The organism is Pedobacter nutrimenti (assembly GCF_003208655.1).
Lineage (GTDB): Bacteria > Bacteroidota > Bacteroidia > Sphingobacteriales > Sphingobacteriaceae > Pedobacter > Pedobacter nutrimenti.
Window position 1 is genome coordinate 200,616 of record NZ_QKLU01000007.1, and the last position, 19,196, is coordinate 219,811.

Here is a 19,196-nt window from a genome sequence, read left to right on the forward strand (position 1 = left end):
TTATATAGGGTTAATAAAAAACAATAACCTTTAGAAACATATGGCATACAAGTACAAAATTGATGAATTCCTTGAAAATCTTCCTGTGAAACACAACAAACATCTGGTCAGCCAGATTCCTGGGATCCTAAACGTATCCAGAAATACGTTTAGAAATTATTGTAAAATTCCTTTTATGAGCAAAAAGGACATCCCTTATGGATGCGTAAGAAAACTGGAAATCCTTTTCGGAATGGAACCAGGGGAATTGGCCAATTATGGCATCACCGGGAGGCATTACCTGGACCTGGTCAGGCAACGGCCTGTCAAAACAGGGGCGAAAAGAAACCTGAAGAAACCAGAACAGCCTGAACAGGATTAGCCTGTCTCCGATAGGTTTAAACCTTTTTTTTAAGTTCTATCACGGTAATTTCCGGCCAAATTCCTATTCTGCCGGAAAAGCCCAGAAATCCGAAACCCCGGTTTACATTCAGGTACCGTCCGTTTTCCTTTTTAATGCCTGCCCAGTGCGGATAACGGTATTTAACAGGACTCCATTTAATGCCAAAGGCCTCCAGCCCAAACTGCATTCCGTGGGTGTGACCGGACAGTGTAAGTTGTATTTTGGAAGGATAGGATTTGACTTCAGATTCCCAGTGACTCGGATCATGTGAAAGCAATACCTTAAAGTCCCCGGCTTTAGTATTTCTTAAAGCTTTCTGAAGATCGCCACGTTCTCCGAAACCCAGTCCCCAGTTTTCCACACCGGCCAGGACAATCTTCTCTGCATTTTTGTAAATATCTACATGCTCATCCAAAAGCAGGTGGTAACCCATTTCTGCATGACGGGTTTTTAAATCCCGCAGATTGGCTTGTTTTTTTTCTTCACTTTCCCATTTTACATAATCTCCGTAATCGTGGTTTCCAAGAATGGAGAACTGGCCGTAAGGCGCCCTGATTTGTGAAAAATAACTCATCCAGGGTAAAATTTCTGTCGCCTTATTGTTGACCAGGTCACCAGTAAAGACAAAAAGGTCAGATTTCTGTTCCTTGATTAGGTCTATACCCCTTTGAATGGCTTTTGGGTTGTTGAAACTACCCGCATGGACATCAGAAATCTGGGTAATGGTAAAACCATCAAAACTATCAGGAAGGTCGTCGAAATAGAGTGTATGTTTAATGGCCCGGTAAGCATATTTCCCCCTGACCATTCCATAAATAAATATAAATACAGTAAGGATAAATAAAAAGCTGGCAAATTCTACCCAGTGCAGGTTACGCGGATGGCCCCTGAACAAACGATAAATGTCCCCTACAAGAAGGGTGATCGAGAAAATCAGCTCGGCCGTAAATAAAATCAAAAAAGCGTGGGTGGCCACCTTAAAAAAAGTACCCATGCCCCGGCTGCTCACCCTTCGGATGCTGTAAATCAGCGATAAGGTAACCAGAGCAACCAGCAACCAGCAGCCAAGGCTCAGCAGGGGATTGGAACTGTAGATTTCCAACCCGGAAATTACATACCAGTTCAGGAGCAAATAAAAGAACGCAATTAAGGCAATTGGCAGAATACTGAATTTTCTTCTCATAGTGAATCTAAAACGCAAAAGTACTGTATATATATTTTATATTTATACCATGAATTACCCGCATATCATAGAGCAGATCAAAGAAGAGGTGCATAATGTGTTTCATAATGGTAAGGATGACCGGCTGATCTATCACAATTTGTTACATACTGAGCAGGTGGTCAGGCATATTGTGAAACTCGCAGGACATTACCAGCTCAGCGATTCCGATTTTTTTACAGTGATGGCCGCAGGATGGTTTCACGATACCGGTTATTTTACCGACTGCAAAAACCATGAAAATGTGGGTGCAGAAAATGCAAAAAACTTTCTTCAAAAAGTAGGGGTTCCCCAGGAAGTGATCAAAGAAGTTGAAGCTTGTATTCTTTCTACAAAAATGCCCCAGAAGCCCGAAGGCCTGCTCCAACAGATTATTTGTGACGCAGACCTTTATCATTTGGGTACGGATGATTTTAAAGAAAAAAATAAAACCATGCGTAAGGAAGCTGAAGCATTCAAAGGGCATGAAATTGATAAACAGCAATGGAGGGTCCACACCATTGCTTTTTTGGAAAGCCAGCATTTTCACACGACATACGCCCGGGAACACCTGGAAAAAGGCCGGCTGAAAAACCTGGAAGAACTAAAGGAAAAATCATTGAAATTTCAGCAGGATCAGGATCTTATACTTATGAATGAACAAAACATTGCTGTCGCGGAAACAGATGCGCTGCAGAAAAAAGATAAAAAGAAAAAACTGGAGCGCCCCGACAAAGGGATTGAAACCATGTTCCGGATTACGGCAGGAAATCACCAGCGCTTAAGCGATATGGCAGACAACAAAGCCCACATTATGATTTCCACCAATTCGATCATATTGTCTGTCATCCTGAGTATCCTGCTGCGCAAATTGGAAGACAATCCGCATCTGATTGTTCCAACCTTACTGCTGCTGATTATTTGTGTGGTGACCATGGTCTTTTCTATTCTTGCCACCAGGCCAACCATTCCTTCGGGAAAGTTTACCCAGCAGGATGTCGATCAAAAAAAAGTGAACCTCTTGTTTTTTGGTAACTTTTATGGAATGAGTCTTACTGATTATGAAAGCGGAATGTTACAGATGATGGAAGACCGGGATTTTCTGTATGGCAGTCTGATCAGGGATTTACATGGGCAGGGCGTCGTATTAGGCCGTAAATACCGCTTACTGCGAATTGCCTATAATGTGTTTATGTTTGGAATTGTGGCCTCTGTTTTGGCTTTTATCATCGCAATGGTATTTGTAGCAATGTAGCAACATGGAAAGGGATACCTATTTTAACCGTGACCTGAGCTGGCTGGGTTTCAATGAAAGGGTCTTGATGGAAGCCGAAAATCCAAGGGTCCCCTTATTGGAACGCATCAAATTCCTGTCCATTTATTCTTCCAATCTCGACGAATTTTACAGGGTAAGGATGCCGGTTGTGATGGCCATAAATGCGATTATTAAAGAACAGGAAACCGAAGAAACCGCATTAAAAGTAAAAGCACTGATCAATCTGCAGCAGCAACGTTTTGGAGAGGTGCTGAAAAATGATATTTTACCAGAGCTTGAAAAAAACGGTATCAAATGGCTTTACAATATTGATATCCCCCAATTCCTGGAAGAGCAGGTGGGTAAAATCTTTTTCAATGACATCCTGAGCCATATTCATCCGGAAAACATAGAAACAGAAGGGAAAGATTTTTTTGCGCAGAACAACCAGCTTTACCAAATGGTCGTGCTCAGGGATAACTCAGGACAAGAACGGCTGGAGTTGATCCATATCCCTTCGGACCTGTTGCCCAGATTTTATAGTTTAACTTATAAAAATCAGCATTATGTCCTTTTTATAGAAGATATTATTAAACTCCATTTGCAGTATCTTTTTCCAAATGATCAGGTATGTGGGGCCTTTAATGTTAAAATTACCAGGGATGCCGAATTGAGACTGGAGGAAGAGCTGGATGCCGATATGGCCATTTTAATAGAAAAAGAGCTGCTGAAAAGAGATCTGGGGGCTGCAACGCGCTTCCTTTGTCAGCCTGGAATACCGCTTCGTCATGTATACCGTATGGTCTATGCTTTAAAACTGGAAAAGGCTTCGGTTGTTATTGGTGGTGTTTATCATAACCTCAAAGACCTGAATGGTTTTCCCCTGCAAGACAAAAAGCTGGAATATCCGGCCTGGCCACAAGCCGATGCCTTTCAGATTGCCAAAGGAACTGGTTTATTTGAAGAGATTGAAAGAAAAGACAGGTTGATCAATGTTCCGTACCAAAGCTATGATCCTGTACTCCGTTTTTTTAATGAAGCCTCTTTAGATCCCCAGGTGGAGGAAATTTATTGTACGCTTTACCGGGTTGCAAATCCTTCTAAAATTGTACAGGCCCTGGTCAATGCGGCGAGAAATCATAAAAAAGTGGTGGTCATGCTGGAACTCAAAGCTAGATTTGATGAGGCCAATAACTTAAAATGGGCTGCAGAAATGAAGGCAGGTGGGGTAAAAATTATCTACAGCAGCGTTTCTTTTAAAGTCCATGCTAAAGTTGCCCTGCTGAAACGGAAAACAGAAATGGGAATGCGCTATATTGGGCTGCTGGCCACAGGTAACCTCAATGAAAGCACTGCCCGGTTTTATACAGATCACATTCTGCTGACGGCCAATGAAGCCTTGTTGAAAGAACTGGAATTGCTTTTTGGTTTTTTGGGTAAAAAGAAAAAAAGACCAGCGGAAGAGGATTACATAGATTTTCGTCATTTACTGGTTGCCCAGTTTAATTTACAAACCAGGTTTTTGGCCCTGATTGACCGGGAAATAGAAAATGTTTCCAAAGGCTTGCCTGGGCGTATTACGATAAAACTCAATAACCTGGAAGAAAAGGTCCTGATCTCCAAATTGTATGAAGCTTCCAGGGCAGGGGTGCAGATCGAGTTAATTGTCCGCAGCATTTGCTGTCTGGTTCCCGGAGTTCGGGGTCAGAGTGAAAACATCAGGGTCAGACGTATTGTAGACCGTTACCTGGAACACGGCCGTGTTTTTATTTTCCATAATGATGGAAAAGAAGAAGTTTTTCTGGGCTCGGCCGACTGGATGAACAGAAATATTTACAGCCGGATAGAAGTCTGTTTTCCTGTTTATGATCAGGAACTTAAAGAAAAAATACAGGCCATTATCGCTTTACAGCTGGCAGATAATGTTCAGGCAGTGGAGCTGGATGCGGAAATGAAAAATATTCCCCTGAGTGGGGAACCGCCGCTGCGGTCTCAGGAAGCGGTTCATTATTTGTTGGCAACTAAACATGAAATGCATCAGGCATAGACCAAAAATTTTAAACGGCCTGAAGGATAAAAAATAACAGATCACTTATGAAGATATTTTACAAAAGATGGATATGGACCTTGCCGCTGCTTGCACTTTTTGTGTTTTATGCCTGCAAGCCTGTTCAAAATAAACATACCAGTCCAAAAGGGTACGACCTGACGGCGCCTGAGAAATTCAATATGCCCGAAAGTTTACTGGAAATCAGCGGAATTGCTTTTCACAATGGAGATGGCCGGACGGTTTATTCCATTCAGGATGAAGACGGAAGGCTTTTTAAACAAAGTTGGGGGGTAAAAAAACAAAGTAATGTCCGTTTCGCTGAAAAAGGAGATTATGAAGACCTGGCCATTTTAAAAGAAACTGTTTTTGTGTTGAAAAGCTCGGGGACCATATATGTTTTTCCGCTCGGGGAGATTTATAAAAAGAAAGCAGAAAATGTAAAAGTGTGGAAACACATTCTGCCCGATGGAGAATATGAAAGCCTGTATGCAGATCAAAATACAAATAAACTCTATGCCATCTGTAAGAACTCTGATCAGGACCATAAAACCAGAAAATCATCGGGTTATGTATTCAATTATTATCCGGAGAATGGGAATCTGGCGGTTTCCGGAGATTTTAAAATAGATTCCAAAGAAATTGAAGCCTTTGGGACGCCGATTAAATCGGGCTTAAAAACTTCAGCCCTGGCAAAAAATCCGCGTACAAATGAATGGTATATCCTTTCCTCGGTATATAAATTGCTGGTGATTGCAACACCCGACTGGAAAATAAAAGAGGTTCACAAAATCAGTTCCTCTACTTTCAACCAACCCGAAGGCATTGCATTTGATCAACAGAGTAATTTGTATATTTCCAATGAAGGAGATGAAATTACGCCAGGTAATATTTTAAAATTCAGGTATAAAGCAGTTAAATAAATTTACATCCGCTCATGAAAAGATGGTTGCTCCTGTTGATAGGCTTAGTCCTGCTAAATGCATCAAAAGCACAGGTCCCGGATACAATTTATTCCAGGGTCATTCTTATTGGTGATGCAGGAGAAATGGACATTGCCCAGAAAGCGGTGCTCAGGCATGCTGCCGATCACATCATTAAGGGGAAAACCACAGTGATGTATTTGGGGGATAACATTTACCCCAAAGGAATGGGTTTGCCCGGAAGTAAGGAAGAAGAAACAACCAAAAAAATTCTGCAGTCCCAGTACCAGCCCATGCGGGCGCAGGGAGCCCCGGTGTATTTTGTTCCCGGCAATCACGATTGGGACAAAATGGGGCCAGATGGACTTGCAAAAATTAAAAGGCAATGGGAATTCCTGGAAGAACAGCAGGATAGCCTGCTGAAATTAATTCCCCGAAATGGTTGTCCGGACCCTGTGGAAATCAATGTGTCTGCGGAACTGGTGATCATCGCATTTGACAGTGAATGGTGGCTTTTTCCTTTTAATAAAGACAATCCGGAGGCAGAATGCGACTGCAGCAGCAGGCAGGCTGTTCTGGACAGAATGGCTGAACTGCTGGATAAAAATAAAAATAAAGTTATCCTGCTGGCCTCGCACCATCCTTTCCAGAGTTATGGGAGCCATGGAGGCCGGTTTTCATTAAAAGACCATGTTTTTCCGTTTACGGCTTTGAACTCGAACCTGTGGATCCCCTTGCCGGTGCTGGGTTCTTTATACCCTTTTTTAAGATCAACTTTTCCCACACCCGAAGACCTGGGCAATCCATTGTATAAATACATGATTAAAAGTGTAAGCCAGGTGTTTAAAGGCTTTCCAAATGTTATTTATGTAGCCGGACATGAACATGGCCTTCAGTTTATAAAAGATAAATCTGTGCAGGTGGTTAGCGGGGCGGGTGCCAAAAACAGTTATGCGGTAAAAGGGAAACATGCTTTGTATGCAAATGCAAAACAGGGTTATGTCATGGCAGACCAGCTTTCTGGAAAAAGAATGAAATTCACCTATTTTGCAGAAACAGATAGTGGAATCAGGGAAGTTTTTCAATACATTCAAGCTTATACACCGGTAGAAAGTAAAATGGCAGGTATAGCTGAACCCATTAAGGGAGACAGTATAGATGTTAAACTTCACCCGGCTTATGACCAGGTAGGGAAATTTCACCGCCTGTTGTTCGGTGAAAATTACCGCAAGGAATGGGCTGCCCAGACCAGGCTTCCGGTGATCAGGCTCTCAGAAATTTATGGCGGCCTTAGCCCGGTCAAAACTGGCGGAGGTTTTCAAACCAATTCCCTGCGGCTGGTGGATAAGCAAGGTAAGGAATGGGTTTTAAGGAGTGTGATGAAAAGCCCCGAAAAAATCCTCCCTGAGGCCTTGAGAGAAACTTTTGCAAAGGATTGGGTGAATGATGCCATGAGTGCACAGCACCCTTATTCGGCATTGGTGGTCCCTCCAATGGCCATTGCCGCCGGAGTTCCCCATGCCACACCAATTATTGGTGTGGTTTCCGCTGATCCCAACCTGGGTAAATACAGTAAGCTTTTTGTCAACCAGGTGTGCCTGCTGGAAGAAAGAGAACCAACAGGAGATTCCGACAATACACCCAAAATGATCCGGCACATGAATAAGGACAACGATTATAATGTGGATGGCCGGGCTTTTTTAAGGGCCCGTTTACTGGATCTGCTGATAGGAGACTGGGATAGGCACAGCGACCAGTGGCGCTGGACCAAAGAAGAAAAAAAAGGAGAAGACCTTTATTCGCCCGTGCCAAGAGACAGGGACCAGGTGATGTATACCAATCAGGGTATCCTGCCTTATCTGGCAGCCCGTTCCTGGCTGGCGCCGAATTTGCAGGGCTTTGGAGGCAAAATTAAAGACATCCGTTACTCGCTGTGGAAAACCATGTTCCTTGGACGTTATCCGGCTTCTCAAATCCCGCATGAGGAATGGACGGCCATTGTACAGGAGTTTGTAAAGTCCCAGACCGACCAGGTACTGGAGGCTGGGTTGAAACGATTACCTGCTTCGGCCTATGGGCTCCGTCATGATGTCCTTTTAAAACAGCTCAAAGAGCGTAGGGACAATATTCCGGCTGCAATGGAAGAATACTATCGTTTTATAAATAAAATTGTGGACATTCATGCCAGTGGGAAAAATGAGCTGGTGCACCTAAAAGGGACCCCTGATAAAGGCATTAATGTTGTGCTGAACAAGGTCAACAAAAAAGGAGTTGTACAGGATACGCTGATGAACAAAACCTATACCCCTGAGTTTACCAAAGAAATCCGTTTGTATATGGGTGGGGGAGAAGATAAAATTGTTCTGGACAATGCAACCTCTTCCATTAAACTGAAAATTGTAGACAGTACCGGACGTAAAACCGTTGAAGTCTTGCAGGCCAAAAGAAAAGTAGCTTTGTACGACAGGGGAAAAAAACTAACGCTGATGGGAGACAGCAGCCGTTTGAAACTGCACCTTTCAAAAGACAGCGCCAATACGGCTTTTTTACCGGTGAACCTGATGAATGTGACCATGCCACTGGTTACTGTAGAAGCCAATCCGGATGATGGTTTTCTGTTGGGACTTGGTTTTAAGCGGACCCACCAGGAAAGCTTCCGGAAACTTCCCTATAACGATGTACAGGAATTTTTTGTCAGCCATTCTTTTTCGACCAAAGCTTTCAAGATCCGTTACAGCGGGGAATGGATACAGGCAATAGGTTCTGCAGACCTGCTGGTTAAAGCAGCAGTCAATGCCCCGGAAAATTCCCTGAACTTTTTCGGAAGAGGAAATGAGACCGTATTTAACAAAACAGGGGATTATAAAACTTTTTACCGGGCCAGGTTTAGTACCTACCAGGTCGATCCTGCCTTGCGATGGAAGTCCCTCTCGGGAATGAGCTTTAGCGCAGGGCCTTCCTTTCAGTTTTACCGCTACAGTGCAGATGACAATACCGGACGTTTTATCAGTCAGCCTTCCGGAATTGGCTCTTATGACAGTTTAACCCTTGGAAAAGATAAACTTTTTGCAGGATTAGTGGCTAATTTTACCAACGATAAAAGAAACAGCAAAATTTTGCCAGCCTGGGGCAGTTATGTCAACATCAGGCTGCAGGGCTACACCGGTTTAAACGGCTATTCAAAATCTTTTGTGCAGCTCATACCCGAAGTAGCCTTATATAAAAGTTTCAACACCAGGGGAACAATTGTTCTGGCCGAGCGCTTTGGGGGAGGGCTGACTTTTGGAAAAACAGCATTTTACCAGAGTTTGTTCCTGGGCGGACAAAGTAATTTATACGGTTTCAGGCAAAATCGTTTTGCCGGTCAGCACATGGCTTACAACAATCTTGAGCTTCGCGCCAAGATTGGAGATTTTGTCAGTTACCTTGTTCCGGGACAGGTTGGTGTGATCGGTTTTTATGATATTGGCCGGGTTTGGGAAAATGGCGAAAGCTCCGGCCGCTGGCACAATGGAACAGGTGCGGGAATTTATGCTACCGCAGCCCAGTACGCTGTAGTTAAATTTATTATGGGGCATTCCACAGAAGGCTGGTACCCTAATTTTAATGTAGGAATGCGCTTTTAATTTTAAATAAAAAAGACCATGCAGGCAATTACGCTAGACCTCAACGAATCCATATACGGGACAACCTATCACACAGGAGCAAAGGTAGAATTTTCTCTCAGGCCCTTTATGGATTATGTGCAGCGCAAAACTGAAACCGAAGAGACTGCGAAAATTCATTTTTACCGTTACATCCTCGAGAAATTTAAAGAAAAGCCCGAACTCAGTGCACCGATCCAGTCTTGTGATGCAAATGCCTATAAAGACTTTTTCGAACTGATTTATACTTCCCTTTCTCCTTTGCTTGCTGATGAAAACCAACAGCTCTGGGCATTGAGTAAACCGGTTTCACCTTGTTTTTATTTTGGAACAAATGCGTTTTACAATGTCCTGATTGATAAGGAATCAGGTAAACTCAAGGAAAATCTGAAAATGCCGCCCCGGCCAGACATGGAAAACAATGTATTGAAGACTTTTTACAACCTGGTGCTGGAAAAATTTTACGGACTGAGTTTTGGTGCAGATCAGTTTACCATTAAATCCATCCTGGACCCGGAAACCAATTTGCTGAAATATTACCGCCTGAATGTGGATACCCGTTTTCTGGAGATACAATTTGATGGTGAGCTTCCTGATCTTCAGTTGAAAAGCCTGAAGGAAAAAATTATGGAAGAGGCCAGCAGTATGGATGTGTTGCTGGAACTTTTGCCACCCGACCGGTTCAGCATACAAGGAATTTCAATTGTTAACCTCACCGATGTGACCGGTGAATATGCCCTGGAATCTATTAAAAATGTGATCATAGAACATAATGAATGCCAGGTTGGTGCACATGGTTCGGAAATCTCGATGGCCTTAAAAACACTGGTCGGGAACGATCAGGTACAGTTTGGTTTGTTGCCTTATATAGAACTGAACGGAAAAATCGTGATGAACAACGATTCCGGTTTTGAAAGCATTGTGGCCCGCCTGGCCAAAAAAGATGAAGAGCAGAAAAGCGTTTATCAAAGTTTGGTAGATGAGTACCTTAAACAGCCCAGAAGACTGGTTTTTCCTGAAATATCCGGAGGAGAACAGCTCAATTACCCCATATTAAAATTGTTGTATCAGCAGGGCATTACCTCTTATGCACTCTTTCCCTTGTATTACAATGGAAAAATTGTGGGTTGCCTGGAAGTGTATGCAGATGATCCGGAGGTTTTTAACAGTAAAAGCCTTTCCAAACTGGAACTGGCTTTTCCATTGCTTTCCCAGTTGCTGCAAAACCTGATCATTGATTTTAATCACGACATCACCAATGTGATTACGGAAAAATTCACTGCGCTGCAACCCTCTGTCCAGTGGCGTTTCCGGGAAGCAGCCTTTCATTATATTGTGTCCGGTGCCCAGGAAAAGAACCTGCCTATAGAACGGATTTATTTTGAACAGGTGCAACCATTTTATGGGGCCATAGACATCAAAGATTCCAGCATCAAGCGCAACAGGGCCATCAGGGAAGACTTATACATCAATTTTGAGATCCTTGAAAATTTGCTGCTGTCCATCAAAAATAAAATCAATCTGGACATAGACCAGGACCTGCCAAAAGAGACTTCGATCTGGAATTTTAAGGAATTTGAAGAATTGTCCGATCAGGAAATTCTGAAAATAGAAGACTACCTGCAGCGTCAGCTGCCCTTATACCTGGAACAGCTGAAACATTCGCACCCAGAACTGGAACAAATGGTCCATGAATATTTTGAACTGAGCAAACAAAAGGCCCGCCTGTACAAAAACAGGATCCTTTATGAGAACAGCATGCAAAGGATCAACCGTACTGTAGGCCGGTATCTGGATAAGTTTAATGCCGAAATTCAGGCTATTTATCCCTGTTATTTTGAAAAATTCAGAACAGACGGACAGGAATTTGATATTTATATGGGGCAGTCCATTGCCCCGCTGATCCCTATGCCGGAGGATTTATTGTTTACCCTGAGGTTTAAACAACTTGAAGTCATTGCAAATATTGCGAAAGCGACCCATGACCTGATCCCGGAACTGGATATTTATATGCAGACCACCCACCTGATCTTTGTCTATGAGAAAAAGATTGACATCAGTTTCAGGACCGATGAACAAAGGTTTGATGTAGAGGGGAGTTACAACATCCGTTACCAGATGGTGAAAAAACGAATCGACAAGGCCCATATCAAAGGAACAGATGAGCGTCTGGTTCAGCCGGGAAAAATTGCAATCGTTTACTTCAACAGCTGGGAGGCCCAGGAATATCTGGGTTATATCAGGCGTTTACAGAAGGAAAATGTTTTACTCGATGACCTGGAATATATTGAAATTGAAGAACTGCAGGGCGTAGAGGGATTAAAAGCATTAAGGGTAGGGGTTACACTTGGATGATCACCATGAGGAAACAACATTTGAAGAAATATACAGCAGGATTATTGATGACAGGGCTAGGCCTTTGCGGGGCTTATGCACAGCAAAAACCCCTTGCAGATTCGGTAACGGTTGCCATTGCTCCCCAATACAATGAGGTGAGCGGTACGCACCGGTTTTTTTTAGGTGAAAACTACCGGAAACTTTGGGCTACCCCGGTTAAAATAAGGGTATTGGATCTTCAAAAAGAAAGAGGAGGGCTGACTATTGTTAAGCTTGGCGGCGGAAACCAGACCCGTTCGTTACGGTTTAAAGACGCCTCAGGTAAATTGTGGGCTTTAAGGACCATACAAAAATATCCCGAAAGAGGTTTGCCCGAAAACCTGCGCCCAACAATTGCAAAAAATATTGTGCAGGACCAGGTATCTACCGGTCATCCCTTTGGTGCCCTGGTGGTGCCGCCACTGGCCCAGGCCTTGAAAATTCCGCATGCCAGCCCCGAAATCGTTTATGTAGGTGATGATCCCGGACTGATGGAATACCGCAAGGATTTTGCCAATGCGGCTTATTTGTTTGAGGAAAGGGACCCGATGGAGGCTGAGAAAACAGACAATACCGAAAAGGTGCAGCGAAAACTGCAGGAAGACAATGACAAAACCACAGACCAATTGCTGACCTTGAGGGCAAGGCTGCTCGATTTTATTGTCGGTGACTGGGACCGCCACGAAGACAACTGGAGGTGGTTGCCCAACAAAGACGAAGATGGGACTCTTTATGAGCCAATACCAAGGGACCGGGACAAAGTATTTTACCGGACCTCAGGTGTTTTTCCATGGATACTTTCCCACCAATGGCTGAAATCCAATTTGCAGCCCTATAGCCCAAACATCCGGGACATTAACGGATGGAATTTCAACGCAAGGTATTTTGACCGGTATTTTCTCAATGAGCTGAATGAAAAAGACTGGAAAACAGAAGTTCAGTATGTGCAAAAGACCATTACACCTGAGCTGGTGGCAAAAGCCATCGCCTTAATGCCTGCAGTAATTGTGGCCCAAAACGGAGAAGAATTACAGCATTCGCTTAATGGAAGGGTGCAGAACCTGGAAAAGATAGCCCTGGACTATTACCATTTCCTTTCTGAATATGTGGAAATACCCGCCTCTGACAAGAAGGAATATTTTGAAATTCAATATAAAAAGGATGGACGTCTGGAGTTGACGATCCGAAACATTAAAAAAGATGGCAGTATAGGCAGAAAACTTTATAAGCGGACTTTTGATCCTGCGATGACCAAAGAAATCCGGCTCTATGGTTTTGGAGGTGAAGATCTTTTTTCTGTTAAAGGAGCCGGAAAATCCAGTATCCGGGTGAGAATGGTAGGAGGTGCTGGACTGGACAAGTTTGAAGTGGCACCGGAGGTCAGAAACAACGCTAAACTTTTTATTTATGACCGCCAGGATGAAGGAAATATTGTTCCGCAAAAAGGGCTGGCCAAATTAAAACTGTCCAATGATTCTACCGTAAATGAATACAATAAAACAAGTTTTGTTTTTGATCGCTTTGGCCCTTTGTTCAGGGCAAACTACAGCATAGACCAGGGCCTTCAGATTGGTGCAGGGCTGGTTTACGAAAAACAGGGTTTCCGCAAAATACCCTATGCTTTTAAACATGAATTCTGGGTAACTTACACCACGGGCAGACAGTCCTTTATTCTGAATTATGCCGGGGATTTTAAAAAAGCCATAGGAGAAAATGACCTGAAAATTGATGCGAATTTTCTGGGGCCACATAACCTGAGTAACTTTTTTGGTCTGGGTAATGAAAGCCTGTTTGTCAATAAGGGCGATCAAGAAATGCCTTACTACCGCAACAGGTACGATTACCTGACTGCCGATGTCAAACTGGCCAGGAACCTATCTAAAAACCTGAATATAGAGGGCGGAATTTCCACCGAGTATTACACCAGCAATGCCGCCTCCAATGAACACCGGTTTTTAAAGGATTTCAATACCGCTTATCCCCAGGAAGATGTTTTTTCCAATAGGTTCTATGCAGGCCTGGTGAGTAACCTGACTTATGACAGCCGGGACAATGCAGCCATTCCGACAAAAGGCATTTACTGGAAAACAGGTCTTTCTGTGAAAAGGGAAATGGGCGGGGAGCAGGATTATTATGCAAAACTGCAAACCGAGTTCCGTTATTACCTTAATCCCGGAAAATCTGGATTTGTAATCGCCAACCGGCTCGGTGGGGGTACCACAATTGGAAACCCGGCCTTTTTTCAGCTCATGCAACTGGGTGGGGTCAGGAACCTGAGGGGCTACCACAGCAATCGTTTCAGTGGAAAATCCATGGCCTATTATAACCTCGATTTAAGGCTTAAACTGTTTAGTTTCACCTCTTACATCGTGCCGGGTTCGGTTGGATTAATTGGTTTTAATGATATCGGAAGGGTGTGGGAACCGGGGGAACAAAGTAAAAAATGGCATTATGGTTATGGCGGAGGTTTGTATGTCGTGCCTGCAGAATTGTTCCTGATCCAGGCCGCAGTAGGTGCATCCAAAGAAGGTGCCCTGCCCTATATTTCCATTGGTTTTACATTCTGATTACCGGACCGGGGAGGAAACTGTAAACCAATTGTCTTTTTGAACGTTATATTTGATACGAACAGAAACCTTAATATGCAGGAAAATATAGTCATTATAGGGGGTGGTTTTGCCGGAATTAACCTGGCAAAAGACCTTGGCAGAAATAAAAAGTTTAGCGTAACGCTTGTTGATCAGAACAATTATAATTTTTTTCCGCCTCTGATCTATCAGGTGGCCACAGGTTTTTTAGAACCTTCCAGCATCAGTTACCCCTTCAGGAAACTATTTGCAGGCAAGGATAACCTGCATTTCCGTTTGGGTAAACTCCAGAAGGTTCTTCCTGCAGAAAACAAAGTGATTTTAAACAACGGCGAACTTTCCTATGATGTGCTGGTTTTTGCCACAGGGGCCGAAACCAATTTTTTTGGAAATGAGAACATCCGCAAAAATGCCATTCCCATGAAAACCCTGGGAGATGCCATTGCCATGCGGAACATTCTGCTTATGCGTATGGAACAGGCTTCTATTTCCAAAGATCCCCAAGAGGTCAAAAAATTGCTCACCCTGGTGATTGCCGGTGGAGGTCCGACCGGGGTAGAGATATCTGGGATGTTTGCCGAAATGAAGCAGGGCATTTTACGGAAGGATTATCCCGAACTTAAAGGAAAGGCAGGAGGCATATACCTGGTCGACGGCGGAAAATGTGTGCTTTCCCCGATGAGCGAAAAATCTCAGAAAAACACGGCTCAGGCCCTGACCAAAATGGGGGTCGAGCTCATTATGAATACGCATGTGGATGACTTTGAAAATGATACGGTAATGCTTTCCGGCGGAAAAACCATCAGCACCAGGAACCTGATCTGGGCAGCCGGGGTGACAGCAAGGGTGTTCGAAGGTATTCCTGCTGAAAGTTATGGCAGGGGAAAACGCATGATCTGTGATGCTTTCAACCTGGTAAAGGGTACTGCAAATATTTATGCCATAGGGGATACCTGTCTGCAAAATAACGATGTGAATTTTCCTGATGGACATCCTCAGGTGGCCCAGGTGGCCATACAACAGGGGAAAAACCTGGCGAGAAATTTTAAAAGAAAGGCTGAAGGCAAAGAAATGGAGGCTTTTGCTTACCACGATAAAGGAAGTATGGCCATTATTGGCAGCGCGAAGGCAGTGGTAGACCTAACCCTTCCAAAAATGCACCTGAAAGGATTTTTAGCCTGGCTGGCCTGGCTGTTTATTCACCTGATGTCGCTGATCACGTACAGGAACCGGGCCAGGACTTTCTGGAACTGGATGATTGCCTACTTTTCAAAAGACCAGTCTTTAAGGATGATCATCAGGCCTGTAGAAGAGGAAAATGTAACCTGAAAAGACAAAAAGTCGAAATCGTTTGCATAAAATCAGGCTTTAAAAAGTGCTGAAGTGTTTGTCGGTCTGACAAATAAATTTACATTTGGTAAAACCAAATATAAAAAATGAGCACTTTACACACGTACGATTATATCGTATTCCTGGTCTACTTTATTATTGTGGCCTCCTACGGCTTCTGGATCTATTATAAAAAGAAATCTGCCAGTGGCGATTCCAAAGATTATTTCCTGGCCGAAGGCTCCTTAACCTGGTGGGCCATTGGTGCTTCACTGATTGCCTCCAACATTTCGGCAGAGCAGATGATCGGAATGAGCGGATCGGGCTTTAAACTTGGCCTGGCCATTTCTGCCTATGAATGGATGGCCGCAGCCACCCTGATTATCGTTGCTGTATTTTTTATGCCGGTGTATTTGAAGAATAAAATCTTTACCATGCCGCAGTTTTTAAGCCAGCGTTACAACAGTAAGGTGGCCATGATCATGGCCGTTTTCTGGCTAATGCTTTATATTGTGGTCAACCTGATGTCTATTTTGTACCTGGGTGCCCTTGCCATCAGCGGCATCTCCGGACTGAACATTACCCTTTGTATTCTGGCCCTGGCACTTTTTGCCATTTTTATTACCCTGGGCGGGATGAAGGTGATTGGTTATACCGATGTGATCCAGGTTTTTTTCCTGGTTTTAGGTGGACTGGTGGCTACTTACCTGGCCTTAAACCTGATTTCGGGTGGACAGGGCATTGCCAAGGGCTTTGCCATGCTGAAAGATGGTGCCTCTGAGCATTTTCACCTGATCTTTAAAAAAGACAATCCCAATTATATGGACCTTCCGGGTTTAAGTGTACTGATCGGAGGAATGTGGATTGCCAACCTGAGCTATTGGGGCTGTAACCAATACATTACCCAAAGGGCGCTCGGGGCCTCCCTTCCGGTGGCCAGGTCGGGACTTCTGTTTGCTGCTTTTTTAAAAATGCTGATGCCTGTAATCGTTGTTGTACCGGGTATTGCGGTTTATTATATTGTAAAAAAAGACCTTGGAGGGATTAGTGCAAACCACCTGCTGACCTCCTCAGGTGTTCAGGATCCCAATAAAGCCTATCCTGCATTGCTTGGACTTTTACCTATTGGCCTGAAAGGCCTGTCTTTTGCGGCACTGACTGCCGCCATTGTAGCTTCACTTGCTGGAAAAGCCAATAGCATTGCTACCATTTTTACCCTTGATATTTACAAAAAAGCCTTTAACCAGCAGGCCAGTGAGGCAAAAATGGTCAATGTAGGTAAAGTAACGGTAGTGGTGTCCATGCTGCTGGCGGTACTGCTTTCCCTGATTGTGGGTGATGCCCTGATGGGAGAAGGAAAACAGGGTTTTCAGTATATTCAGGAATATACAGGTTTCGTTTCCCCTGGTATTTTTGCCATGTTTATATTGGGCTTTTTCTGGAAAAAAACAACTTCAAATGCAGCGCTTTTTGCAACCATTGGCGGTTTCATCGTATCGGTATTGCTCAAATTTCTGCCAGCCTGGACAGATCTTTCCCCGCTTTATGAGTATGGCTGGGCTGTGGCCAACAAAAAAGGCGTATTTGAAATTCCTTTTATGGACAGAATGCTGGTTGTTTTTGCTTTTTGTTTGCTTGGAATGTACTTCATTAGTGTGTATGAAAATAAAAAAGGAATTGTTCCCAACGGATTGGAAGTGGATACCAAAATGTTCCGCGTATCGACACCTTTTGCCATTGGTTCGATGATGATTATCGCTTTATTGGTGGCCCTTTACACTGCTTTCTGGTAGAATTAAACCTAAATCTTGAAAAATAATATGAAAAAAATCCTCGTTTGTTTGATCTTTCTGGGTCTGTACAGCATCGGAAAAGCCCAAAGCCCATCTGAACCTTCAAAAGCAGAGCAACAGGTGGCCCAGGTGGTTGAAAAACTTCGCCTGGCCATGATCAGCGGCAATAAAACAGAACTGGAAAGTGTTTTAACCAATGACCTGAGCTATGGCCATTCTGGTGGAAACATCCAGGATAAAGCGGCCTTTGTAGATGCCATAACAACCAAAAAGTCCGATTTTAAAACCATAGAACTGACCAAACAATCCATTACTGTCCAGGACAATATTGCGGTGGTGAGACATATTTTAAGTGCAGATACTAACGATGGCGGAAAACCCGGACATGTGAACCTGGGGATTGTCCTGGTCCTGAAAAAATCGGGTAAAGACTGGAAAGTAATGGCCAGAAGGGCTTTTAAAGTGCCGGAATAACTTAACGGATCAATAAGCTGGTATCCAGTACCTTTTTCTCAAACTCGTACACCGGATACCGGCTTTCAATCAGCCTGATCAGCATATCTGTTGCAATTTGTCCCATTTCAAAGGCTGGCTGACGTACAGCCGTCAATGGGGGATGCATCAGGTCCAGTACATCGGAATTGCTAAAACCGGTAATGGCCATGTCTTTCGGCACCTGGATGTTCAGGTTTTTAAAAACCACCAGGCAACCCACGCTCAAACGGTCCCCGGCCACAAAAACAGCATCCGGCCGGTCTGACAAATTCATCAGCTCCTTCACTGCATTTTCAACCTCATCATAAAACATTCCACCGTGCGGACAATATTTTAGGTAATGGGGATTAAAGGGTAAACCATGCTGTTCCAATGCTTTTTTATAGCCATTTAACCTTTCGATGCTAATGGATAAATGGTCTGAACTGGTCAGGTGGGCAATCTTTTTATAGCCCTGTCTGATCAGGTATTCTGTGGCCTCAAAAGCCCCCTTTTCATTATTGGCGGTAATTTTATGTGTTTCAATATCTTCGGCAACCCGGTCAAAAAAAACCATTTGAAGCCCCCTTTTGTGCAGGCTTTGAAGGTGAGAAGTATCACTGGTTTCTGCAGAAAGGGAAACCAGTAGCCCGTCTACAGACCTGGAAGCCAAATGCTGTATATTGATCTTCTCCCTTTCATACGATTCATGGGTCTGGGTAATAATGACGTGATAACCCTTGTCATAAGCAATGGATTCAATCCCGTTAATGGCCTGTGAGAAGTAATGATTGGCCACCTCGCTGACAATGACCCCTATGGATTTGCTGCGTCTTTCCTTTAAACTCAGTGCATTTGGATTGGGCTTGTAATTGATTTTCTGCGCATATTCCAGAACGATTTTTTTAGTTTCCGCACTGATTTCGTGGGTATCCCTCAGGGCGCGGGAAACCGTGGAGGTAGAAAGGCCTAAGGCTTTGGCAATGTCTTTTAAAGTAAAGGGCTCAAACATAAACAGGTTCTCGAAGGGTAAAAAGATCAGCAGATCAGTTTCTGGTCATTAACACTACACAAGTTTACATATAATTTCTGATTGTTGAATGGCAACGTTGTCGGGAACGATTGCACAGATTTATATCCCCGGCCCAAATCGTTTATTAAAAAAAACAATGTAGACTTGTTTA

Annotated in this window: 12 protein-coding genes; 10 read left to right on the forward strand and 2 right to left on the reverse strand. The window is 43.7% G+C overall.

Annotation, left to right across the window (positions count from 1 at the left end):
- Window positions 1-40: 40 nt before the first annotated feature.
- Window positions 41-361, forward strand: a complete 321-nt coding sequence (locus B0O44_RS19025; protein ID WP_211321413.1) for a hypothetical protein — start codon at window positions 41-43, stop codon at window positions 359-361.
- A 16-nt stretch (window positions 362-377) separates the two neighbouring features.
- Here B0O44_RS19025 and B0O44_RS19030 read toward each other — a convergent pair whose 3' ends face one another.
- The gene (locus B0O44_RS19030) at window positions 378-1,565 is read right to left on the reverse strand and encodes a metallophosphoesterase (RefSeq protein WP_110833690.1); all 1,188 of its coding nucleotides are present in this window, start codon (window positions 1,563-1,565) and stop codon (window positions 378-380) included.
- Between the two features lie 49 nt (window positions 1,566-1,614).
- Here B0O44_RS19030 and B0O44_RS19035 point away from each other — a divergent pair, with 49 nt between their 5' ends.
- The 9 genes from B0O44_RS19035 (at window position 1,615) to B0O44_RS19075 (ending at window position 18,012) form a co-directional block, all read left to right on the forward strand.
- Window positions 1,615-2,838 (forward strand): Pycsar system effector family protein, encoded by a 1,224-nt coding sequence (locus B0O44_RS19035; protein WP_110833691.1) that lies wholly within the window; start codon window positions 1,615-1,617, stop codon window positions 2,836-2,838.
- Window positions 2,839-2,842: 4 nt separating this feature from the next.
- Window positions 2,843-4,885, forward strand: a complete 2,043-nt coding sequence (gene ppk1 / locus B0O44_RS19040; RefSeq protein WP_110833692.1) for a polyphosphate kinase 1 — start codon at window positions 2,843-2,845, stop codon at window positions 4,883-4,885.
- A 47-nt stretch (window positions 4,886-4,932) separates the two neighbouring features.
- A complete protein-coding gene (locus tag B0O44_RS19045; protein WP_245943717.1) occupies window positions 4,933-5,808 on the forward strand; it encodes an SdiA-regulated family protein in 876 nt (291 codons plus the stop codon).
- Between the two features lie 14 nt (window positions 5,809-5,822).
- The gene (locus tag B0O44_RS19050) at window positions 5,823-9,434 is read left to right on the forward strand and encodes a BamA/TamA family outer membrane protein (RefSeq protein ID WP_110833693.1); all 3,612 of its coding nucleotides are present in this window, start codon (window positions 5,823-5,825) and stop codon (window positions 9,432-9,434) included.
- Window positions 9,435-9,452: 18 nt separating this feature from the next.
- The gene (locus B0O44_RS19055; RefSeq protein WP_110833694.1) at window positions 9,453-11,807 is read left to right on the forward strand and encodes a GAF domain-containing protein; all 2,355 of its coding nucleotides are present in this window, start codon (window positions 9,453-9,455) and stop codon (window positions 11,805-11,807) included.
- 5 nt (window positions 11,808-11,812) lie between these two features.
- Complete coding sequence (locus tag B0O44_RS19060) at window positions 11,813-14,395, forward strand: BamA/TamA family outer membrane protein (RefSeq protein WP_110833795.1); 2,583 nt, start codon at window positions 11,813-11,815, stop codon at window positions 14,393-14,395.
- A gap of 39 nt (window positions 14,396-14,434) precedes the next feature.
- A complete protein-coding gene (locus tag B0O44_RS19065; RefSeq protein WP_245943719.1) occupies window positions 14,435-15,745 on the forward strand; it encodes an NAD(P)/FAD-dependent oxidoreductase in 1,311 nt (436 codons plus the stop codon).
- 107 nt (window positions 15,746-15,852) lie between these two features.
- Window positions 15,853-17,538: a sodium:solute symporter family transporter gene (locus tag B0O44_RS19070; RefSeq protein WP_110833696.1), complete on the forward strand. Its 1,686-nt coding sequence runs from the start codon at window positions 15,853-15,855 to the stop codon at window positions 17,536-17,538.
- A gap of 27 nt (window positions 17,539-17,565) precedes the next feature.
- Window positions 17,566-18,012, forward strand: a complete 447-nt coding sequence (locus tag B0O44_RS19075; protein ID WP_110833697.1) for a nuclear transport factor 2 family protein — start codon at window positions 17,566-17,568, stop codon at window positions 18,010-18,012.
- A gap of 1 nt (window position 18,013) precedes the next feature.
- On the opposite strand, the gene B0O44_RS19080 is transcribed toward B0O44_RS19075, so the two are convergent.
- Entirely contained in the window at window positions 18,014-19,024 is a 1,011-nt protein-coding gene (locus tag B0O44_RS19080) for a LacI family DNA-binding transcriptional regulator (protein ID WP_110833698.1), read from the reverse strand.
- Window positions 19,025-19,196: the final 172 nt, after the last annotated feature.